Raw genomic sequence first — 21997 nt, 5'->3', positions numbered from 1 at the left:
GTCGTCGATACAAGTATGACGTGGTTATGCAATGGAATAACGCCACGACTATAACGAAAAAGATCGAGTTCTGGCCTGCTCAGTGTGCCTGCACTCGATCTTTTCGCTTGTTCTCTGACGATCCTATTCGTTGTTCTCTTTCTATGAAGAAACGATATCTCATTTCATAGAAGTTGCCTATATAAGGGAATAAGTGATCATTCGTAAGTGCTTACTTCGTTGCGACGGCGCTTTGGCCTGTAATCGTTTGTCCGTACACAGGGTCAATCCCGCCTTCAAAACGAATGCGGATCGACATGCCCTCTTCAAATTGTGGTGTATCAGACACTTGGAAATGAATGTGCGGTTCGCTTGAATTGCCTGAATTGCCGCACTCTCCTAGCAGCTGGCCTTGCTTGACAACGTCGCCCTTTTTGACAACAACACTGCCTTTTTTGAAATGAGCAAGCATGCTGTATTCCCCGTTTCCATGATCAATGACCACGTAATTCCCCGCCATTTCTTTCTCATTCATGACGCCAACAGGACTATTGTCTGCAACATTGTTCTCAACCCGGACGACTGTTCCGTCTCGCGGAGCTACGACTGGTTGGCCAAATGCGTAGTAGCTTTCATTTTTCGTCGGATCGCCTTTGTAGCTGAATCCATCACGCTCCATAATCAGATCATAGGCATACCGCTGTACTAATGATTCGTAATGATAGTTCAAGAACTCGTTATTGCCGCCCCAGAATACAAACCATTGTCCCACAAATGGTGGCTTATAAGCTTGTTTGGTTGGATGAAGATCAGACTCCCATTTGTGAAGCGGGTACATCTGTAATGTTACGATCTGATTGCCCGCTATTCCTGTTTGAACTCCTCGCAGTCCAGTTGCATCTGTCCACACATAGGATTCAATACCGCTGAAGCTCTTGTGGGCGACAAGGGTTGGACGCTCGCCCTCTTTCCATAGTGCTTGAAGCAGCTTTGGTAGGTAACCTTCCGGTATTGCTTCTTTCAGTTCCTTGGACAAATAGCGGTACAATTGCGAGTCATTTCGTTCTTGGATCCATGTTGAGACCAGTTCAGGTGTTAGTTTATTAGCTGTTTCTGGTTGTACGGATACGATCTGTCCAGTTACGGACTTCTCAATCTCGGCTGTACCTCCTGTTTTTTGTTCAGCTTGTGCAGGCAATGCTACAATCAGGCTCGTTGCGATGCAGGCGGTCAATAAAGCAATTTTTCGTTGAGGTACTCTCATCGTTTTCATCCTCCCTATTTTAAAAAAATTAAGCTCGCCTTTTATTGCTATTGTAAAATGCAAAGCTGAACAGAAAGAAAACAGGAGCTCATTAGTTTCTTAATTTTAAAGCCATTCTGCCTAAAGAGTTAAGGTTGCGTTAAGAAAGCGGTGCTAAAGGGGACAGAACGGTGTGATACAATGGGCACAAAAGTAGGATAGAAATATAAATCTCACAGTGAATGGGAGATGGAGGATATGAATTTGCAAGAGGCACGCATTCTCATCGTTGAGGATGAACTCGCGCTAAGCAAGATGGTTCAAGCAGTGCTGCAAAAGGAAGGCATGGAATACATAACTTGTGTCTCGACCGGGGAAGAGGCAATCCGTTGTATCGATAATTCACAAATGGATCTGATCATCTTGGATGTGATGCTGCCGGGGAAGAGCGGTTTTGATATCGCTCCTTTTATCCGCCAGAAATGTGATGCCCCAATTATTTTTGTGACAGCAAGAGTGACGGATTTGGATAAGTTAACGGGGTTTGCGCTTGGTGGCGATGACTATGTCACGAAGCCGTTCAATCCATTGGAGCTGGCTGCTCGAGCCAAAGCATTGTTGAAGCGTTATATGACGAATAAGATGAAGTCAGAGCCTTCAATTGCTACTGCTTTCCCGGAGGTGAAGCGGATATACCGCTATGGTGACTTCCAGCTTGATGCGGCTGCAGGAGAGCTTCGTGTTCGGGGGAAAGTTACGGAGTGTCCGGCAATGGTATTTCAATTGCTGTTGTTTTTTTGCGAACACCCGAATCGGATTTTCTCGAAATCTGAATTGTATGAGCGAGTATGGGGGTATAATTCGCTCAGCGATGATAACACGGTCATGGTTCACATTCACCGAATACGGGAGCGAATTGAGGATCAACCGAGCAATCCGCGTCTGCTGGTCACGGTTCGAGGACTAGGATACAAGCTTGTCCCGCCTGAGAAGGAAGAGGCCGATCAATCAGAGCCAATATACGCGCAGGGAGACAACAGATGAAGACGGGGAAGCGGTTGGCGTGGCATTATGGTGGTCAATGGATATTGATTGGGGCAATTTTGCTATTCTTCGTGTTGATTACCTTCGGCTGGATGGTCGATCGGATGAACGAGCTTGAACTTAATCGCAATTTTATGCGTAATGGGTGGGGGTTCATCTCAGAATCAATTTCAATTGATGATGAAGGTAGAGTTACATGGGATGATGAATTGTTGAATCGTGTCAATACAAGCGGAGGATGGCTGCAAATTGTGAATGAGAAGGGAGATGTAATCAAGTCATATCATGTACCGCCGGATGTTCCGAATCATTATGCGATTGGAGAGATTACTGCCTACTCGGAGAAGAATGCTCCTTTTCCTTATCATTTAGGCGTCTATGTAACAACTATTAATAACCATATGATCACCGTATTATTTGGTGTCGATTCCTCCAAAGACATATTGCTTGAACGATGGCTGGCTGCGCGAGCGAAGGGGACGGAAGACGCTTTTACGGAAGCTGATAAGATGCTGCGTGATGAGAATGGCTGGATCCAACATATTAATGCGGATGGAAGAGAACTGCAATCGTGGCGCAAGCCGGGAGAATGGATCACACAGTATGCCGCATATGATATCGCCCTTCGTAGTGCGTATCCTGAACGATACGGCTGGAGTCTATCCTACCGCTATGAACCTCAGACGAAGGAAACATGGCTGCTGTACCGCCCTCACATTTCAACAGAGTCATCAATCCATGTGGCAGGATTTGCAGTAAGCAGCAACATCCAGTTAATCTGGATAGCCGTATCAGCTGTCATTGTCTTAATGATCCTTGTTTTTATTGGAATGGCATGGTGGCAGAGCGCCCGGCTTGCGAGACCGCTTCAGCATATTATGAATTGGACGGGGCAGATTCAGATCGGGAATTATAAGGAGCCAGTAAACGCGCGTGGAATCCCTCGTTCGCAGAAATCCAATGGCAAATGGAAACGGAACTATCGAATTTACGGGGATGTAATTCATGCGTTAGAGCGCATGGCCCAGCGCTTGCAGGAAGCGGATGAAGCGCGGAAGGGGAATGAGAGACTGAGGGAAGAATGGCTCGCAGGCATCTCGCACGATATGAAAACACCGCTTGCATCCATTATTGGATATGCGCATCTCTTAAACGCCCCTCAATATCGGTGGTCAGAGCAAGAAATCGCCGAATTCGCAAATATGATGAAGCAGAAGGCAGAGGTAATGGATGAGCTCATTCAAGAATTGAATTTAACCTATCGACTTCAAAGCGGGAGTCTTCCCTTGCAGTTGGAAATCGTGGATTTGCGGGATTGGCTCCGAGAAGAATTGAGACATTTGCAGCCGCTGCCCGAAAATGCGACCGACCGTATCGTCTGTTCGATGCCAGAAGAAGAGGTCCTATTCTCGCTAGATCCGCGTTATTTCCGGAGAATGATCGATAATGTATGTGCAAACGTCTTCTTGCATAATCCGCCGGAGACGAAGCTGCATGTACAGGTAACCCGTAAGGAGCAAGAACTAGAGGTAATGTTTTTTGATGATGGGAATGGGATGGACGAGCAGACTTTATCAAACCTTTTCAATCGTTATTATCGAGGGACTTCTACGGATGAATCTGTACGCGGGTCGGGATTGGGGATGGCGATTGCTAAACAATTGGCAGAATTGCATGGGGGTACGGTGATAGCCAGAAGCATACTTGGCGAGGGAACATCTATCATTTTCACCTTCCCAGCTTCGGTAGACTCATAGAGTCTATTGTTATAGTGCTTATGTTGCTTATTTTACATTTATTAATTGTTCTATTTCATAGATTGTCCTCATAGATTCTAGTAAACGTACTCTCTTAGATGAATCATCCTTAGCTGAGCTGAGAGGGAATACGGATGAAGGAGGACAGCACATGTTTCGGACATTTAATGTAGGAAAGTGGAAGCGGAAATGGCTGCAGGCGCTTGTCATGGGGCGGACGTTTGCATTGTTGTCTATCGGAACGGCCATGTTTTTTATCGTATTAGGTCTAGGAGGAATGGCGGAGAATAAGCTGAATTCCTCTCCATTGTCTTCCATGAAGGGTGTTGCAGCACAGCTCTCGACACGATTCTTCGTAGACATGATGGCCTTGGAGATGCCGAGTCTTCCACAAGGGGAGGGGGAGGCCACACTCACACGCAATCAAGTGGCTCAGTTCCTTGTAAGACTTGCAACGAACGTGAATCCGCTTGACCCAAAAACGCTGCTAGCTGGTGAAGTGCCAGGGATTAATAGAGATGCCGCAATTCCACTTCGTCTAAGTATTGGCAATCAGACAGGCATCGAACCGCAGGATTATCCAACGTCCTTAGACAAAGGTGGGAATGCACAGGGTGAGCATGGCGGAGAGCCTCCACAAGATGTGACGCATGGTGAAGTTATAGAAGAGAACGATAATGGGACAGAAGAACCGCCTAAGTCCACAGATCCACCAACAAAACCAGGAACAGATAAAGGGGATTCTCCCACGCAAACAGAAGGAGACTCGAAATTACGCAAGGTTGTGTTCATCTATCATTCTCATAACCGTGAATCCTTCAATCCTTTATTAAAAAAAGAAAGCAGCAATCCGAATGATCCCAAGAAGAATATTACGCTTGTTGGCAAGCGTCTGCAGGAGCAACTGGAGAAGAGAGGAATTGGAGCTTCCCATTCCAACAAAGACTATTCTTCCAGTGTAGAGGGCTACAACTGGAACATGTCCTATAAGTATTCGAAGCAGACGGTGAAGCAGGCAATGAGCGCGAATCAGGAACTGCAATTTTTCTTCGACATTCATCGGGATTCGAATAGACGCAAGGAATCCACTGTAACAGTTAATGGGAAGGATTATGCAAGGGTTTATTTTATAATCGGACACTTAAATCCAAATTGGAAGAAGAATGAGCAGTTTGCAAATGAGATCCATGAACGTCTCGAGAAGAACTACCCAGGGATTTCCCGGGGAATATTCGGCAAGACTGCATTACAAGGCAATGGAGAGTATAATCAATCGCTTTCACCAAATAGTGTCGTTATTGAAGTTGGCGGTGTGGATAACACAATGGAGGAATTATACCGTACTGCTGACATATTAGCTGATTATATCGCAGACATTGTCCAGAAGAAAAAGGATGCCAAACCAGTCAATAAGCCAATTCCAAATCCAACGAACGGGAAAGATGTCGGCAAAACAGTGATGGGTAAAACGCAGTCGAAATCTGTGGGGACGAAGGGATAACCCAAGGGGGCGCTTGCATGACACGGTTTATGAGACAACTGATCGGCATCGTGGTATTGCTAACGCTTGGTGTATTTATCGGCATGGAAATCACTACTTCGGGGATTGAGCGCATATATGGCCCGATCGATCCATCTCGCATAACAAGCGCCCCAGAGTCGATTGAACGATATTCCAGGGCTAATTCGAATCGAGACAATCTGCCGACGGATAACCGTCAGATGAACGAAGACGCTGCCGCTCAAGACAACTCTCGTTTGACAGTTAACGAGTCCACTCCTATAGAAAAGTATCGTAATACATCAGTAGATACCGAGCGTAATACGGCGAATAATCATGAAAATGATATCAACAATACGAATGTAGCGCCTCTTCCTCCGGTAAAAGATGCTACTGTGAATCAATTGGCGGACAAGACGGCGGGTATGCTGCAGCGTGCATCGCAAGCTGGTATTCAAGCGGTTGTTGGCTTGTTCAATGGACTATTCTAAGCGACATGTGTGTGCCTTAAAGGTTACCAGGATGAGAGGATTGCATGCCCCCATTGCTGTTAGAGGGTCATTCCGGTATAATAAATAAATTGAATCTTGGCATAGTGGTGGGGGTATTGAAATCGAATGACGGAATTGCTGTCACGACAAAAGAAAATTCGGAATTTTTGCATCATAGCACATATTGACCATGGTAAATCAACACTCGCCGACCGGATATTAGAATATACCGGGGCGTTAACGTCCCGTGAAATGCAAGCTCAAGTACTCGATCAGATGGATCTGGAGCGTGAGCGTGGGATAACCATTAAATTGCAGGCTGTGCGTTTGAACTACACAGCAGATGACGGTGAAGAGTATATCCTGAACCTGATTGATACACCGGGACACGTCGACTTCACGTACGAAGTATCCCGCAGCTTGGCTGCTTGTGAAGGCGCCTTGCTCGTTGTAGACGCTGCGCAAGGGATTGAGGCTCAGACGCTGGCGAACGTATATTTGGCGCTAGATAATGATTTGGAGATCATCCCGGTTATTAATAAGATTGACCTTCCAAGTGCGGAGCCTGACCGTGTGAAGCAGGAGATCGAAGAAGTTATCGGTCTGGATTGCTCTGAGGCGGTTCATGCTTCTGCCAAAGCAGGTATCGGAATTAAGGAAATTTTGGAGCAAGTGGTGCAGAAGGTGCCTGCTCCAACAGGGGATCCAGAAGAGCCGCTTAAGGCGCTTATCTTCGACTCCCATTATGACCCGTATAAAGGCGTAATCGTGTACGTTCGCGTTATCGACGGTGCAATTCGCGCGGGCAGCAAAATTAAAATGATGGCAACGGATAAGACATTTGAAGTTATCGAGGTTGGTGCGTTCAAGCCGCGTATGTCAATTGTCGATGAACTTAATGTTGGCGATGTTGGCTTTGTTGTAGCCGGTATTAAAAATGTAGGGGATACTCGTGTCGGTGATACGATCACGGATGCGAAGAAGCCGACTCTGGAGCCGCTTCCAGGTTACCGTCGGATCAATCCAATGGTATTCTGCGGCTTGTATCCGATCGAAACATCGGATTATAACGATCTGCGGGATGCGTTGGAGAAGCTGCAATTGAACGATGCGTCTCTTACATTCGAACCGGAAACTTCCTCAGCGCTTGGCTTTGGTTTCCGCTGTGGCTTCCTTGGTCTTTTGCATATGGAGATTATCCAGGAGAGAATTGAGCGTGAATTCAATATTCCGCTCATTACGACAGCACCAAGCGTTATCTATCGCGTTACGTTGACGAATGGCACTTCTCTAGACATCGATAACCCGTCGAATTATCCAGAGCAGGGAAAGATCGATTTTGTAGAAGAGCCTTATGTCAAAGCATCTATTATCGTTCCTAACGATTTCGTAGGAGCGATTATGGAACTGTGCCAAGGCAAACGCGGTGATTTCGTGGATATGCAGTATCTGGATACGACTCGGGTAACGATTACGTATCAAATTCCATTGTCGGAGATCGTATATGACTTCTTCGATCAATTGAAATCAAGCACAAAAGGATATGCATCCTTCGACTATGAATTGTCCGGTTACCGCAGGTCTAATCTTGTGAAGATGGACATCATGCTTAACAACGAGCAAGTCGATGCGCTGTCTGTTATCGTGCACAAGGATCGTGCCTACCATCGTGGTAAACTCATTTGTGAGAAACTGCGTGGACTGATTCCGCGTCAAATGTTCGAGGTACCGGTTCAGGCATCTATCGGAACGAAGATCATTGCGCGTGAAACGGTTAAGGCAATGCGTAAAAACGTACTCGCGAAATGTTACGGCGGCGATATTTCCCGTAAGCGGAAGCTTCTTGAGAAGCAGAAGGAAGGGAAGAAGCGCATGAAGCAGGTCGGCAGCGTTGAGGTGCCGCAGGAAGCGTTCATGGCCGTATTGAAAATCGACGATAACTAATTCGGAGGAGGGGGCGGAACGCCTCCTCTTTTTTAGAAAGATCATTATTAGATAGGCTGGTGTCATACAGCCATGAAAGGAGGGTCTCGCCATGCCGGCGAATCAACCTTCACCAAAGCAAGCATCAATACCGGCACGTGCTCCACGCGCGGTATATATTCATATTCCATTTTGTACGAACAAATGCCATTACTGTGATTTTAACTCCTACGTACTGAAAGGACAGCCTGTTATGGATTATTTGCGGGCGATGGAGCAGGAGATGGCATATACAGTGGAGCAGTATCCTCCAGGCGTCATTGATACGATATTTGTAGGCGGCGGTACCCCAACGGTCTTGACGCCAGATCAAATGTCTTACTTCCTGGAGTCCGTTCGTAAGGCATTTCCGAACTGGAGTCCCTCGATTGAGTTCAGTATGGAATCGAACCCGGGTACGACGGATTTAGACAAGCTGCGGGCGATGCGAGACGGAGGAGTGAACCGGATCAGCTTCGGAGTTCAGTCGTTTAATAACGACCTTCTTCATGGCATTGGCCGCATTCATAATACGGATGATGTGTATCGCAGTATTGAAAATGCACATAAGGCGGGCTTCAGCAATATGTCCATCGACTTGATGTTCGGCTTGCCGAATCAGACGGTCGAAATGCTCGATCATAGTGTGACGAAGGCATTGGAGCTGAATTTGCCTCATTTGTCGATATACAGCCTGAAGGTAGAAGAGAACACTTTGTTCCATGCCATGTACCATCGCAATGAGCTTCCGCTGCCAAGCGAAGAGGATGAGCTGGATATGTATATGCTCATTATGGATCGGATGAAGGCAGCTGGATATGAGCAATATGAGATCAGTAATTTTGCGAAGCCTGGCTATGAGAGCCGTCATAACACCGTCTACTGGCGCAATGAGGATTACTATGGCATTGGTGCAGGTGCGCACGGTTATGTGAATCGGGGACGCCATCTGAACATTAAAGGCGTTAATCCCTATGTGGAGGCCTGCAAGCAGAGCTTGCCGAGACTCGATTCGTTCACCATTGAAGAGAGTGAAGCGATGGAGGACTTCATGATGGTTGGTCTTCGCTTGCTGGAGGGTGTGAGCAGCACACGCTTCGCGTCGCAGTTCGATGGGGCGCTGCTGGACAAAGTATTCTCTGATCCGATTCGCCGACTGTTGAAACAGGGATTAATCGAAGCTACGGATGACGGATATCGTTTGACGGAGCAAGGTCTGCTGTTCGGCAATAATGTGTTCGGAGAGTTTGTAGGTACGCTCACTGCGAAGGAATAACAGTGCGACGATAAGGATGGCTGGTCTCTTAACGGGCAACGGCATCACAATTGGTTATGTACTGTTGTAGTAGGTACAGTAATAGATACAATAATAGATAAAACGAGCTTGAGAACATGGATTTGTTTCTCTTGCTCGTTTTTTTTATTTGTTGTAAAAAGAGAAGGAATGATTTCGATACGGTGCCTGCCTGTAATAGTAGCCATGTCTGTAGAGGTTTCATCAGAATCTGCTCAGGCCTCTCTTTGTTTACGTATTTTACATAATGAATAATGGACATGATGTTGCTTGAAGGAGTCGCTAATACGACGTTTACACATAAGGAGAAGCAGGTAAAAATAGTCTTGATAATATATGCAGTTGGATGTATATTAATACGTACATATTTTGGAGTTGATCAGGGATGTACATCCATAGATAGAGATTGTGTTGGAGGGACTATACTTATGGTAGCAACGATTCGCAAGGCAGATGAGAACGATATTGAATCACTGGCAGAGCTTATTCAATTTTATGCACAGCAAGGAATTATGCTTCCTCGTTCCAGAGAGGTGCTGGCGAAGCAGATTGAACATTTTGTCGTTGCTGAATGGGAAGGAGAACTGATTGGCTGTGGCTCGCTCTGCCAGCTTGGAGCTGACTTGGTTGAAATTCGCTCATTGGGCATATCGCCTGACTATAAAGGGAGAGGCATCGGAACAATGCTAGTGGATGAATTGCTTATAGAAGCAAAGGCGCGAGCTATCCCCAAAGTTATGGCCTTAACCTATGAATCGAAGTTTTTTCAGAAAAATGGCTTTGATATTGTAGAAAAAGAGATCTTCCCAGAGAAGGTATGGACGGATTGCATTCATTGCAGCAAGCTCCATTGCTGTGATGAGATCGCAGTGATGAAGGTGTTGGACTGACTTGGTGAAGATCCAGAAGATTGCACTTGGTGCCCTATATCAGGTACAAAAGGAGCTGCTGACTATTCGGCGGCTTTTTTAATGATTTTGAATAAAGAATTCTATAAATCATAACCCAAAAAAGGTTACAGCTGAACTTGAGTGCTGATTCTGCGGAGATTTGGACTAGCATTTATGAAAAAGCCATAGATATAGTAAATTAGTAATCCTGACCTTATTAAGTCAGGATTACTAAAAGAATCTACCAAGGATGAATTCCACCCTGACCGCCTGACAAAACTACCACAGTAGATGTAATAAATACGAGAGTGCAAAGAAAAGACTGGGAATAGAGCTTCTTAAAAAACTTCATACTTACTCCTCCGTTTTCTTATAGTATGTACTCAACTTTTCGAACGTATCCTGCGTAGGGATGTCATAATCCAAGTGGATACGCATTACAGTATTAAGACAATCTTTCTCCTTGAATGTATCATCGACTTTAGCATAATACAAGGCTGCTTGAATCAAGGAGTTAATAGATTTTGCATAATCACCAATAGACAGGTAATACTGTCCGCGAAGATGAAGATGATCTGCATACTTTTGATAAACAAAAGGATTATCCTCACTTATGGGGCTAATCTCATTATTGTTAATAAGTACCTCAGCCATTTTGTGATTGTTTTGTTTTATGTGTATTTGCAGCAGTTGATTAATAGCTAGAATTGCTGCATCACTTTTACAGGTTTCTAGGAACGAAGTGAGCATGAATTGTGCTTTCTCAAATTCTCCTCTATGTGAAGCGAACATCGCGTCCATTAGGATGATGTTATCTTGAACATACGGGTAGTTAAATTGTTTGTATTGAAGAGCGTAAAATTCCGATTCTTCGTATTCCTCTAATGCAAAGTAAGCATCTCTAAGGATACCTAGTGCATTTACCTTATGTTCGATGATGTTCTCAGTCAAAATTTCCTTACAGTGCTCGATGCTTTCTGAATATAGTCTAATGTTATATGCATGAACCCCTAATTTGTAATAGAGCTCAATACGCTCTGATAGCGATAGGAAATCCGAATAGAGAAGTATATATTTCCCATCGTGATAGGTTTCCTTCAGTTTGCTGAAGTCATTTCTTTCAATAAGGTAGCGCTGATACATTCCTTTAGCAATGTAAGGCATGATTCCATGTGAACGTGAATATCCAATGATGAGGTTATATAATGTCAACTGAATAGTAGAATCTTCGATAGAGTTGATGATGGTGTACAGTTTGTTAGTTAAATCATAACTATCTTCGTTGGCAGATTCGAGATACTTGGATGCCACTTTACAAACCGTTTCTTTGCTGCTCTGGTGTTGTATCGTGAATTGGAGAATGTGCAGCAACGAATCTGGCCTCTTTTCAATCTCTACATAATAATCTATCAATGTATCTAAAGAGATGTTCAATGCAGCAGCCAAAGGTTGAACGGTTGAAAACTCAGGTCTCTTTACTTCGTCATTCTCGATTTTGGATACTGTACCTTTTTGAATACCTGATCGTTCAGATAGTTCAGTCTGTGTCATACCAGTGGCTCGTCTAGTTTGTTTAAACAACTCACCTAATGACATAACGAGAGTTGTACTCAAATAGATACCTCCCTTCTCACTACAAAACTATCACCTATATTTTACCATATAGGAAAGGTCATGTGAATTGGTATGATTAGATTTAAGTTAGAGTCAGTCTGTGAGAGATGGAGTGGTCTGACAACAAACATAATATGCATTCGATCAATAATACTGCTGAATACGGCTCTACATATAAAATAGGCACGCCCAAAGTACCGAACTGACTTGACAATGGTCTCGTCCGTTTGGTATTTTTGTATTAACGGTTAGCACTCGACGTTGATGAGTGCTAACGACTACAGCTAGAACATTCACGAGGAGGGAATGCGCATGTTGACGGAACGACAACGTATGATTTTGAATGCCATCATTGATGATTATATCCGTTTTGCGGAACCGGTGGGTTCCCGCAGCATCTCCAAGCGCGGCGATGTCGGATTTAGTCCGGCGACCATTCGCAATGAGATGGCCGATCTGGAAGAGCTCGGCTTTTTGGAGCAGCCGCATACGTCTGCAGGTCGCATTCCTTCCCAAAAGGGATATCGCTACTATGTTGATAACTTAGTCCAGTTGGATAAGTTGTCGAGTGAAGAGGTTGGCCGATTGAAATCCGCGTTCGCGGAAAAAATAACGGCAATGGAAGAAATCGTGCAGCATACGGCTTCGATATTGTCGCAGATGACGAACTATACGTCGATTGCGCTCGGCCCAGAAGTATTTGAAGCTTCCTTCCGCCATTTTCAGCTGCTTCCGCTGAACGAGGATACTGCAGTAGCTATTGTTGTTACCAATACGGGGCATGTAGAGAATAAGACGGTGCCGATTCCTCCGGGAATATCGGTGTCGGAGCTGGAACAGGTCGTGAACCTGCTCAACGCGAAGCTCGTCGGTGTTCCATTATATAAGCTTCGTTCTCAATTATATACCGAGGTCGGCAATGAGATGGGTAGATACGTCTCTCATGTGCAAGAACTGATGACACTGGTTGAGAGTGTGCTCATCGGGGATGACAACCATCGTGAAGTATTCTTGAGCGGAACAACCAATATGTTGGCGCAGCCTGAGTTCAAGGACGTTGATAAGATTAAGACGATCTGGGAGCTGCTTGAGGAAACACCGACGCTTATCAAGGTCGTAGGCAGTGCGCCCACCGGTATCCAAGTCCGTATCGGGCAGGAAAATCCACATGAGGCGATTGCCAATTGCAGCTTGATTACGGCGACATATACGATAGATGGCCAGACGTTGGGTACGATAGGCGTATTGGGGCCGACACGCATGGAGTATGCGAAGGTCATCAATTTGATGAATCATTTAACGAGTCAATTTGCGTTGCTGCCGCAGCGCTGGAATAAATAACGAATCAAGGTAAAGGAGGCGTCGTCATGACTCAAGCAAGCGGACATGTGCAGGAGACCGATGAGCGTTATGCGACGCTTCTCAATAATGCAGGGGCTGTTCGTGCCTTGTGCGCAGCAGTAGAAGGAACGCTAGGTCCCAAGGGTCTTGATGTCATGCTCGTTGGGGGTGACGGCGAGGTCATAATTACGAATGATGGGGTTACGATTCTAGAGAAGATGGACGTATCCCACCCGGCTGCCAAGCTGCTCATTCAAGTGGCGCGTGCACAGCAGCATGAAGTTGGCGATGGCACGACTACGGCTACCGTCCTTGCAGGTGCATTGGTACAAGAGGGAGTAGCCCAAGTCACACGCGGTGTTCCAGCCGCTAAGGTGGTTACAGGACTTATGCATGGGGTTGCGGCCGCATGCGAGGAACTTCGCCATCGCGCGGTGCCGCTCAGCGGATGGAGTGATGATCGGCTCCATCGCGCTGTACATATAGCAGGACGAGAGCAAAAGGATATTGTGCAGCTCGTGCTTGAAGCCGGACAGGCGGTAGGCTGGGAACAGCTAGGACAAACGAATTATCGGTATGCAGACAGTATTGTCGCGCATGAGAAGGCAGAGAATGAATGGTTCCACGGTGTAATGCTCAAGCAGAAGCCGCTGCAGCGGGATTGGCTGCCAGAGCGATTGAACTGCCGGGTACTCGTATTGCAGGACAGCTTGGAGCCAGTGGCGCTTGATGAGCAGCTGCTGACGACGGAAGCTGGCTTCCAGCAGTATATGGCGGAACAGGCTCGTTTCATGCATATGCTGGAACAACTGCACGAGCTTGGTGTAGGATTTATCGTGCTGGAGCGCGGCATTCATTCCGATGCGGAACAATATTGTCTGGATCACGATATGATGGTCGTGCAGCGCGTAAGCCGCGAGGATATTATGCGCGTCTGCCGGCTAAGCGGTGCCAAGCCGCTGAAGCGCACAGCGCTTGCGAAGCAGCGCAGCGAGCTGGAGCCGCTGCTCGGGCGCACCGCCTGCGCTCGCTACGATGAGCGCCTGGAGCGCGTACGGCTGTATGCCCCGGCACCGCCGGGCCACACAGCCCGGAACGCCGAAGCCGGCTCCGTCCCGGATCCAGCTTCGGCGCCGCATCGCCCGCAGGTGACGCTCATCGTCGGCGCAAGCACGCGCGAGGTGGTGGGCGAGCGAGCACGCATCGCCCAAGATGCCGCCTCCGCGCTGCAGGCCGCCATTCAAGGCGGCGTGCTTCCCGGCGGAGGCACGACAGAGGTAGCGCTCGCCTATCGGCTGGAGCGCTACCGCGAGAGTGTGCGCGGCATGGAGGCATTCGGCATCGCTGCCGTCGCACAGGCACTGCGCAAGCCGATGGCACAGATCGTGCTCAATGCCGGATTCAATCCGCTTGAGAAGCTGGAGGAGGCGCGCGCGGCGCAGCTTGCCTCGAACAATGATGCAATCGGCATTGACTGTGATTCAGGAGCATTGCTCGATTATGCACAGGCGGGCATTTATGACCCGGCAGCCGTGAAGCTGCATGCTTTGCGTGCTGCAGGAGAAGTAGCCGCAGCGGTGCTTCGCATCCATACGGTAATTAAGATGAGAGCACGATCCTGATTGGAGAACGCTCGCCTGAGCTAAAACTAGGTAACAATGTATATGCAACTATAGATAAAAGTATTGAACTACGAAGGGGAGGTGAAGGGGTTGAACCCAGAAAAAGAAGAGAACATCGCAACTGAAACGATGAATGAAGAGGCGGCACAAGCTGCCCATAATCATACAGAAGACATTCCTGCTGCTGATAACGCGACAGCGGAGTCCAGCGAAGGGAATACTTCTTCGAGCGAAGGTGCAGTGGAGGATGCTGAGCTTGCCAAAGCAAAAGCAGAAGCAGAGGAATACCAGCAGCGCTTCTTGCGTGCGCAGGCAGACTTCGATAACTTCCGCCGCCGCACACTGAAGGAGAAGGAAGATCTCGCGAAGTATGCTTCTGCGAAGCTCGTTACCGAGCTGCTTCCTGTGCTCGACAACTTCGAGCGCGCACTTGCAACTGAGCAAGCGGCGAGCGAAGCTGAATCATTCATCAAAGGGGTAGACATGATCTTCCGCCAGTTGGGCCAAGTGCTGGAGCAGGAAGGTGTGAAGCCGATGGAAGCTGTCGGCCAGCCTTTCAATCCAGAATTCCATCAAGCGGTAATGACAGTCGAAACTGATGAATTTGAAGAAGGCACTGTAGTTGAAGAACTGCAGAAGGGCTACTTGCTGAAGGACAAAGTATTGCGTCCGGCAATGGTCAAAGTTAGCGGATAACGTGAACGTACAAGCCGGATTACACGGCCAATGTATGAGCACATCACATTAAGAAATTCATGATAAATGAGAATCGAAGTTAGTTAGAGGAGGATATATTCATGAGTAAAGTAATTGGTATTGACTTAGGTACAACAAACTCTTGCGTTGCGGTTATGGAAGGCGGCGAAGCTGTCGTTATTCCGAACCCAGAAGGTGCGCGCACAACCCCTTCCGTATTAGGTTTCAAGAAGGATGGAGAGCGCGTTGTTGGTGAAACAGCGAAGCGTCAAGCGATCACAAATCCTGATCGTACCGTGATCTCCATTAAGCGTCATATGGGAACAAACCATAAAACATCAATTGATGGCAAAGACTTCACACCGCAAGAGCTTTCCGCAATCATTTTGCAAAAATTGAAATCCGATGCAGAAGCTTATTTGGGCCAACCGGTTACTCAAGCCGTAATCACAGTTCCTGCATACTTCAACGATTCCCAACGTCAAGCAACGAAGGACGCTGGTAAAATCGCAGGTCTTGAAGTTCTTCGTATCGTCAACGAGCCTACAGCGGCAGCACTTGCTTACGGCGCAGACAAAGAAAACGATCAAACGATCCTCGTATACGACTTGGGCGGCGGTACATTCGACGTATCGATCCTTGAGCTCGGCGACGGCTTCTTCGAAGTTAAAGCGACAAGCGGCGACAACCAATTGGGCGGCGACGACTTCGACCAAGTGATCATCGATTACTTGGCTGCAGAATTCAAGAAAGAGCATGGCATTGACTTGGCTAAAGACAAAGCAGCTGTACAACGCTTGAAAGATGCTGCTGAAAAAGCGAAAAAAGAATTGTCTGGCGTAATGACAACAACAATCAGCTTGCCGTTCATCACGGTTGTTGATGGAGTGCCTCAGCACTTGGAAGTAAACTTGACTCGTGCGAAGTTCGAAGAATTGTCTGAGAACTTGGTTGAGCGTACACTTGGCCCAACTCGCCAAGCAATGCAAGATGCAGGCATGACTCCTGCTGACATCGACAAGATCGTTCTTGTCGGCGGTTCTACTCGTATCCCAGCGGTACAAGAAGCAATCAAGAAGCTTACAGGCAAAGAGCCTCACAAAGGCGTTAACCCGGATGAAGTGGTTGCACTTGGTGCAGCCGTTCAAGCTGGCGTATTGACTGGCGACGTGAAGGACGTTGTATTGCTCGACGTAACACCATTGTCCCTCGGTATCGAAACAGCAGGCGGCGTATTCACGAAGATGATCGAGCGCAACACTACGATTCCTACAAGCAAGTCGCAAGTGTTCTCGACTTATGCAGACAACCAAACGAGCGTAGAAATCCATGTGCTTCAAGGTGAGCGCTCCATGGCTGCTGACAACAAGACACTTGGCCGCTTTATGCTGGCGGATATCCCACCAGCTCCACGCGGAGTGCCACAAATCGAAGTTAGCTTCGATATCGATGCGAATGGTATCGTAAAAGTATCTGCACAAGACAAAGGTACTGGTAAGACTCAAAACATCACAATTACTTCCTCCAGCGGCTTGAACGATGAGGAAATCGACCGCATGATGAAGGAAGCAGAAATGCATGCGGAAGAAGACAACAAGCGCAAAGAAATGGTCGAAGTGAAGAACAGCGCTGACCAATTGGTATACACAACGGAGAAAACAATTAAAGACTTGGGCGACAAGGTTGACCAGGCTGAAGTAGATAAAGCAAACGAAGCAAAAGAAAAAGTGAAAAAAGCACTCGAAAGCAACAACGTTGACGAGATCAAAGCAGCAACAGAAGAATTGACGCAAATCGTACAGCAGTTGTCTGTGAAGCTGTATGAGCAAGCTGCTCAAGCTCAGCAAGCAGCACAAGGCCAAGAGCCAGAGCAAGGCGCAGCGAAGAAAGACAACGTCGTTGATGCTGATTATGAAGTCGTAGACGAAGACAAGAAATAAGCTTTTCGATGGTGAGGTCAAAGCCGGGAGCACTCGGCTTTGACTTTCCTTTTGCAGTGAATTCGTATAGTCTTCTATAGAGGTATCTACGAAAGCGTATGGGGGTGGAATAGTGGCGAAACGAGATTATTATGAAGTGCTTGGCGTTGCCAAAGGTTCTGGCGACGACGAGATTAAGAAGGCGTATCGCAAGCTCGCACGCCAATATCACCCGGATGTCAACAAGGCCGCGGACGCAGAAGACAAGTTCAAGGAAGTCAAAGAAGCGTACGATGTGCTAAGTGACAATCAAAAACGGGCAATGTATGACCAATACGGTCATGTCGATCCGAACCAAGGTATGGGTGGCGGCGGAGGCGACTTCGGTGGATTTGGCGATATCTTCGATATGTTCTTCGGCGGCGGTGGCCGCAGCAAGGATCCGAACGCGCCTCAGCGTGGCGGAGATTTGCAGTACACGATGACGATCGAATTCAAGGAAGCTGTATTTGGCAAAGAGATGGATATTACCATCCCGCGTACCGAGCAATGCGACACATGCTATGGTTCTGGAGCGAAGCCGGGAACGAAGCCAGATGCGTGTACGACTTGCCACGGAACAGGACAGCAAGAAGTCGTGCAGAATACGCCGTTTGGCCGCATGGTCAACCGTCGTGCATGTTCGACATGTCAAGGCCGAGGCAAAATTATTCGTGAGAAGTGTGGAACATGTCACGGTGCGGGTACTGTGAAGAAACAGCGCAAAATTCATGTCCGCATTCCTGCGGGTGTCGATGATGGCGCACAGCTGCGCATGAGCGGCGAAGGGGAAAGTGGACTTCGCGGCGGACCGAGTGGGGATCTGTATATCGTAATCCGCGTGAAACGACACGAGTTCTTCGAGCGTGACGGGGACGATATCTATTGCGAGATTCCGCTTACGTTCGCGCAAGCAGCGCTTGGCGACGAAATTGAAATTCCGACGCTGACGGAGAAGGTGAAGCTGAAAATACCGGCTGGCACACAGACGGGCACGTTCTTCCGCCTGCGCAACAAAGGGGTTCCTCGCCTGCGCGGTTCCGGTCAGGGCGATCAGCATGTTAAGGTTGTTATCGTGACACCGACGAAGCTGTCTGACGAGCAGAAGGAGCTGCTTCGCCAATTCGCGGAGAAGAGTGGCGAACATCCGAACTACGGCGGGAATGAAGAATCGTTCTTTGATAAGATGAAGCGTGCTTTCCGCGGAGATTAACAATAATTTCATACAACTGCGATTGGCGGATTTGTCCATACCATTTATCATTCATGTATATGTTCATAATTTCGGTTGGAGCATAGAGAAGGATCACAACGAACGTATTGAGATTTTCAATGCGTATGTTGTGATCCTTTTTATTGTTTCCTAGAGAACTATATACGACTGTATTTACGCCATATGCATAATCCGATGGGAAATGACTCAAGTTATGGAGGAGATATATTGATGACGAACCCGAAGGAGGCGCACCGATGAACAATTTCCATGATACGCATAACCGCCCCTCAAGCGCTTACAGCGAGCAGGCAGATGCGGACATTAATCAACAGGCTGTCCCAGCGGACGGCAAGTTTGAGGATGTGGAATTTTCATATGAAGAGGCGGATCGCGATGACTTAAAGGCATTAGAGCGTGCGAATCAGGCCGATGAGCGTGCGGAACAGTCGTGACACGCATAACAGCTACGTTTGAGCATGCTTCGGCTGCAGATGTATGTGAGCGCAAGCTGGGGGCATTAAGAGGGCAAGACATACGTATTACGGCAGGCGACGACTATTACATGGTCAGCGCGGATGTTGGAGAGGACGTGCTGGATCGGGCCTATGCGCTCATCCGCGACCATTTAGGCGAAGCCTCCAAGTGAGCGCCAACAACTGAATAATGCGTTGAATGAATCAACATAAAGAGGCAAAACTCCACAGCGATAGCGCTCCTTAGTGAACGCTCGTTGTATGGAGTTTTGTTTTTGTGTACAATAAATAGAATGTGTAGCTATTTTAAGATGTATAGGAGGATGTACGATCGTGCATTGGCATGAATTAACGATACATACAACCGAAGAAGCAATTGAAATGATATCGAACTTTTTGCATGAGGCTGGCGCTGGGGGCGTGACGATTGAAGAATCGGGGACGCTTAACAAGCAGCGCGATACAACGTATGGGGAATTGTATCAATCTCCACTGAACGATATCCCTGAGGGACAAGCAGTCGTACAAGGATATTTTGCAGATGGAACGGATTTGAAGGAAGTAGAAGCGGTCATTCGTGAGCGTATTGAAGAACTCAGAAGCTATCAGATCGATCCGGGTGAAGCTCTAATTTCGTGGAAGACGGTTCATGAGGATGACTGGGCAAATGCATGGAAGCAGTATTTCAAGCCAGCGCGTGTTACAGAGCGATTGACCATTAAGCCGCCATGGGAGTCCTACACGGCGCAAGAAGGTGAGCAGATTATTGAGCTGGATCCAGGGATGGCATTCGGAACGGGAACGCATCCGACGACCTCGCTCTGCTTGCGTACCTTGGAAAGTGTCGTTCAAGGCGGAGAAGATGTCATTGATGTTGGGACAGGCTCAGGCATATTGGCAATCGGAGCTTGCAAGCTTGGCGCCAAGCATGTGCTTGCGATTGATCTGGATCCGGTTGCGGTATTAAGTGCGAAGGAAAATGCCAGCTTGAACGGTCTAGCCGATGAAATTACGATCCGAGAAGGCGATCTGCTTAGTATTATCAAAACGAGCGGTACCGATGAAGAGCAGGAGCTTGGTGTGCAGCTTCCGGTTCAGATCGTAGTGGCCAATATTTTGGCGGAGATCATTTTGCTGTTCGTCTCGGATGTCTACGAAGCATTGCAGCCGGGCGGAGTTTACATCGCGTCAGGCATTTACAAAAATAAAGAAGACGTCGTGGAGCAGGATTTGCTCGCGAAAGGCTTCATTGTTGAAGCGAAGCACCGGGAAGAAGACTGGATTGCATTCGTTGCGCGCAAGCCGTTTGAATAGAGGAGAGGGGACAATTTATGGATTTTCTAAATAGCCTGCTGGTAGTCAAGCTGGAGTTGCTGCCCTTTCTCGTACTGTCACTGTTGATTTCGTTCACAGTTCACGAATTTGCACATGCTTACTCCGCATGGAAATTTGGTGATCCGACAGCGAAGATGCTCGGCCGCGTCAGTTTGAACCCGACGAAGCATATTGATTTCCTTGGTATGCTGTTGTTCGTCATCGCTGGCTTCGGATGGGCAAGGCCTGTCCCAGTCAATCGGGACAACTTCAAAAAGCCGCGTGCAATGGGGATTGTTGTATCCGCAGTCGGACCGCTCAGCAACTTGCTATTAGCGTTCATTGGTACATTGGTGCTTCATCTTGGATTTAAATTTGGGTTTGTCGATGTGGGATCTGGAAATCGGATCCACTTGGCATTATTTTATTTCTTGTCCTTCTTGATCTCGAACAATGTCCTGCTGTTCTTGTTCAACTTAATTCCACTGCCGCCGCTTGACGGATATCGCATAGTGGAAGATTTGGCGCCGGCTCATGTACGTTCCCGGCTGCAGCAGATTGAACAATGGTCGATCTTTATCTTCTTGATTATCGTGTTCATCCCTGTGTTGCGGGATAAGACGCTAGGGCCTTTGTTCAGCTTGATCCAGCCGATCATGAGGGAGATGTCCCGAGCAGCTATGTTCATCGTAGGCAGTTAAGAAAGCCCACGCAGCAAGCTGTCCACGCTGTCTAAGGAGTATCCAGAATACGAGTGAAAAATGTTGACAATGCTGGCGAATGCCGATTAAAACGTGTATGATGAGGAATGTTGATTACGATGCAGAAATATTTTGTGCCCTCCGCGCAGTTCGGAGATCAAAGCATACAAATTACGGGCAATGATGCCCACCATATTATGAACGTAATGCGCCTCAAGCCTGGAGCTGAGATATTGGTCAGCGATGGGGAGAAGCGTGAGGCGGTCGTCGTGATTGAGCAGTGCGATGCGGATGGGGTAGAAGCTCGAATTGTCGAGATGAGGGACTTCGACCGAGAGCCGACCGTACAAGTAACCATTGCGCAAAGCTTGCCGAAAGGCGATAAAATGGAGCTTATCATTCAGAAATGCACGGAGATTGGTGCCGTGCATTTCATGCCGTTCATCTCAGAACGGACAGTGGTTCAATACGACAGCAAGAAGGAAGCGAAGCGCTTGGAGCGTTGGGGCAAGATTGCGAAGGAAGCAGCCGAGCAGTCTCATCGGAATGTTGTCCCGACGATTGCATCATCAATGAACTGGAAGGCCTTGACGGCCCAGTTCGCATCCTATGACCTTGTTCTTATCTGCTATGAGGATGAGCGAGGGACGATGCTGCGCGACGTATTAGAAGCGTTCGCACCTACACAGGGCGACATGCAGGGAAGTATGGCAAAGCAAGCTCGAATGATGGTTGTCATCGGGCCTGAGGGTGGATTTGCTGCGCAGGAAATTCATTCCGCTGTGGAAGCTGGAGCACGATGTGTCAGCTTAGGCCGCCGCATATTGCGAGCAGAAACGGCAGGAATGGCTGCATGTGCCTGCATCATGTATCAATTCGGAGAAATGGGGGGAATGTGAAC

19 protein-coding genes are annotated in these 21997 nt (G+C 47.6%); 17 read left to right on the top strand and 2 right to left on the bottom strand.

Features of this window, described 5'->3' with window-relative positions; genetic code table 11:
- Positions 1-211: 211 nt before the first annotated feature.
- Positions 212-1243 carry a M23 family metallopeptidase gene (locus BP95_RS0102300; protein WP_028531304.1) on the bottom strand — a complete coding sequence of 344 codons (1032 nt, stop codon included), beginning with the start codon at positions 1241-1243 and terminating at the stop codon, positions 212-214.
- A gap of 237 nt (positions 1244-1480) precedes the next feature.
- Between BP95_RS0102300 and BP95_RS0102295 the strand changes: the two genes are divergently transcribed.
- The 7 genes from BP95_RS0102295 (at position 1481) to BP95_RS0102265 (ending at position 10161) form a co-directional block, all read left to right on the top strand.
- Positions 1481-2266: a response regulator transcription factor gene (locus BP95_RS0102295; protein ID WP_021256836.1), complete on the top strand. Its 786-nt coding sequence runs from the start codon at positions 1481-1483 to the stop codon at positions 2264-2266.
- Positions 2263-4023 (top strand): sensor histidine kinase, encoded by a 1761-nt coding sequence (locus tag BP95_RS0102290; RefSeq protein WP_021256835.1) that lies wholly within the window; start codon positions 2263-2265, stop codon positions 4021-4023. The genes BP95_RS0102295 and BP95_RS0102290 overlap by 4 nt, the downstream gene beginning before the upstream one ends.
- A 151-nt stretch (positions 4024-4174) precedes the next feature.
- The gene (locus tag BP95_RS0102285; protein WP_021256834.1) at positions 4175-5524 is read left to right on the top strand and encodes a stage II sporulation protein P; all 1350 of its coding nucleotides are present in this window, start codon (positions 4175-4177) and stop codon (positions 5522-5524) included.
- Between the two features lie 17 nt (positions 5525-5541).
- Positions 5542-6015: a DUF3679 domain-containing protein gene (locus BP95_RS0102280; RefSeq protein ID WP_021256833.1), complete on the top strand. Its 474-nt coding sequence runs from the start codon at positions 5542-5544 to the stop codon at positions 6013-6015.
- Positions 6016-6141: 126 nt separating this feature from the next.
- Positions 6142-7959, top strand: a complete 1818-nt coding sequence (lepA, locus tag BP95_RS0102275) for a translation elongation factor 4 (protein WP_021256832.1) — start codon at positions 6142-6144, stop codon at positions 7957-7959.
- A gap of 91 nt (positions 7960-8050) precedes the next feature.
- Positions 8051-9253: a radical SAM family heme chaperone HemW gene (hemW, locus tag BP95_RS0102270; protein WP_051613967.1), complete on the top strand. Its 1203-nt coding sequence runs from the start codon at positions 8051-8053 to the stop codon at positions 9251-9253.
- A gap of 446 nt (positions 9254-9699) precedes the next feature.
- Positions 9700-10161: an N-acetyltransferase gene (locus tag BP95_RS0102265; protein ID WP_021256830.1), complete on the top strand. Its 462-nt coding sequence runs from the start codon at positions 9700-9702 to the stop codon at positions 10159-10161.
- Between the two features lie 354 nt (positions 10162-10515).
- Here BP95_RS0102265 and BP95_RS0102260 read toward each other — a convergent pair whose 3' ends face one another.
- Positions 10516-11775, bottom strand: coding sequence for a helix-turn-helix domain-containing protein (locus tag BP95_RS0102260; protein ID WP_021256829.1), 1260 nt, complete (start codon positions 11773-11775; stop codon positions 10516-10518).
- A 312-nt stretch (positions 11776-12087) separates the two neighbouring features.
- On the opposite strand from BP95_RS0102260, the gene hrcA reads away from it, so the two are divergent.
- The 10 genes from hrcA (at position 12088) to BP95_RS0102210 (ending at position 21995) form a co-directional block, all read left to right on the top strand.
- Positions 12088-13116 carry a heat-inducible transcriptional repressor HrcA gene (hrcA, locus tag BP95_RS0102255; protein WP_021256828.1) on the top strand — a complete coding sequence of 343 codons (1029 nt, stop codon included), beginning with the start codon at positions 12088-12090 and terminating at the stop codon, positions 13114-13116.
- 26 nt (positions 13117-13142) lie between these two features.
- On the top strand, positions 13143-14738 hold the full coding sequence (locus BP95_RS0102250) for a TCP-1/cpn60 chaperonin family protein (RefSeq protein ID WP_028531302.1): 1596 nt from the start codon (positions 13143-13145) through the stop codon (positions 14736-14738).
- Positions 14739-14867: 129 nt separating this feature from the next.
- Positions 14868-15434 carry a nucleotide exchange factor GrpE gene (grpE, locus tag BP95_RS0102245; protein ID WP_051240298.1) on the top strand — a complete coding sequence of 189 codons (567 nt, stop codon included), beginning with the start codon at positions 14868-14870 and terminating at the stop codon, positions 15432-15434.
- 101 nt (positions 15435-15535) lie between these two features.
- Positions 15536-17374: a molecular chaperone DnaK gene (dnaK, locus tag BP95_RS0102240; protein WP_021256825.1), complete on the top strand. Its 1839-nt coding sequence runs from the start codon at positions 15536-15538 to the stop codon at positions 17372-17374.
- A 109-nt stretch (positions 17375-17483) separates the two neighbouring features.
- Positions 17484-18605, top strand: a complete 1122-nt coding sequence (gene dnaJ / locus BP95_RS0102235; protein WP_036618714.1) for a molecular chaperone DnaJ — start codon at positions 17484-17486, stop codon at positions 18603-18605.
- Positions 18606-18862: 257 nt separating this feature from the next.
- Positions 18863-19060 (top strand): YfhD family protein, encoded by a 198-nt coding sequence (locus BP95_RS0102230; protein ID WP_028531301.1) that lies wholly within the window; start codon positions 18863-18865, stop codon positions 19058-19060.
- Positions 19057-19254: a hypothetical protein gene (locus BP95_RS0102225; protein WP_028531300.1), complete on the top strand. Its 198-nt coding sequence runs from the start codon at positions 19057-19059 to the stop codon at positions 19252-19254. Before BP95_RS0102230 ends, BP95_RS0102225 begins: the two co-directional genes overlap by 4 nt.
- Before the next feature lie 160 nt (positions 19255-19414).
- Entirely contained in the window at positions 19415-20395 is a 981-nt protein-coding gene (gene prmA, locus BP95_RS0102220; RefSeq protein WP_028531299.1) for a 50S ribosomal protein L11 methyltransferase, read from the top strand.
- A 17-nt stretch (positions 20396-20412) separates the two neighbouring features.
- Complete coding sequence (locus tag BP95_RS0102215; protein WP_028531298.1) at positions 20413-21096, top strand: site-2 protease family protein; 684 nt, start codon at positions 20413-20415, stop codon at positions 21094-21096.
- 119 nt (positions 21097-21215) lie between these two features.
- Complete coding sequence (locus tag BP95_RS0102210; RefSeq protein ID WP_028531297.1) at positions 21216-21995, top strand: 16S rRNA (uracil(1498)-N(3))-methyltransferase; 780 nt, start codon at positions 21216-21218, stop codon at positions 21993-21995.
- Positions 21996-21997: the final 2 nt, after the last annotated feature.

Source organism: Paenibacillus sp. UNC217MF (assembly GCF_000686865.1).
Taxonomy (GTDB): domain Bacteria; phylum Bacillota; class Bacilli; order Paenibacillales; family Paenibacillaceae; genus Paenibacillus_B; species Paenibacillus_B suaedae.
This window is presented reverse-complemented; position numbering and strand designations above follow the sequence as displayed.

What these genes read in the sequence shown, in the direction of transcription:
- BP95_RS0102300 (WP_028531304.1), bottom strand. Translation starts at nt 1,243, where the DNA reads ATGAGAGTACCTCAACGAAAAATTGCTTTATTGACCGCCTGCATCGCA.
- BP95_RS0102295 (WP_021256836.1), top strand. Translation starts at nt 1,481, where the DNA reads ATGAATTTGCAAGAGGCACGCATTCTCATCGTTGAGGATGAACTCGCG.
- BP95_RS0102290 (WP_021256835.1), top strand. Translation starts at nt 2,263, where the DNA reads ATGAAGACGGGGAAGCGGTTGGCGTGGCATTATGGTGGTCAATGGATA.
- BP95_RS0102285 (WP_021256834.1), top strand. Translation starts at nt 4,175, where the DNA reads ATGTTTCGGACATTTAATGTAGGAAAGTGGAAGCGGAAATGGCTGCAG.
- BP95_RS0102280 (WP_021256833.1), top strand. Translation starts at nt 5,542, where the DNA reads ATGACACGGTTTATGAGACAACTGATCGGCATCGTGGTATTGCTAACG.
- lepA (WP_021256832.1), top strand. Translation starts at nt 6,142, where the DNA reads ATGACGGAATTGCTGTCACGACAAAAGAAAATTCGGAATTTTTGCATC.
- hemW (WP_051613967.1), top strand. Translation starts at nt 8,051, where the DNA reads ATGCCGGCGAATCAACCTTCACCAAAGCAAGCATCAATACCGGCACGT.
- BP95_RS0102265 (WP_021256830.1), top strand. Translation starts at nt 9,700, where the DNA reads ATGGTAGCAACGATTCGCAAGGCAGATGAGAACGATATTGAATCACTG.
- hrcA (WP_021256828.1), top strand. Translation starts at nt 12,088, where the DNA reads ATGTTGACGGAACGACAACGTATGATTTTGAATGCCATCATTGATGAT.
- BP95_RS0102250 (WP_028531302.1), top strand. Translation starts at nt 13,143, where the DNA reads ATGACTCAAGCAAGCGGACATGTGCAGGAGACCGATGAGCGTTATGCG.
- grpE (WP_051240298.1), top strand. Translation starts at nt 14,868, where the DNA reads ATGAATGAAGAGGCGGCACAAGCTGCCCATAATCATACAGAAGACATT.
- dnaK (WP_021256825.1), top strand. Translation starts at nt 15,536, where the DNA reads ATGAGTAAAGTAATTGGTATTGACTTAGGTACAACAAACTCTTGCGTT.
- BP95_RS0102230 (WP_028531301.1), top strand. Translation starts at nt 18,863, where the DNA reads ATGAACAATTTCCATGATACGCATAACCGCCCCTCAAGCGCTTACAGC.
- BP95_RS0102215 (WP_028531298.1), top strand. Translation starts at nt 20,413, where the DNA reads ATGGATTTTCTAAATAGCCTGCTGGTAGTCAAGCTGGAGTTGCTGCCC.
- BP95_RS0102210 (WP_028531297.1), top strand. Translation starts at nt 21,216, where the DNA reads ATGCAGAAATATTTTGTGCCCTCCGCGCAGTTCGGAGATCAAAGCATA.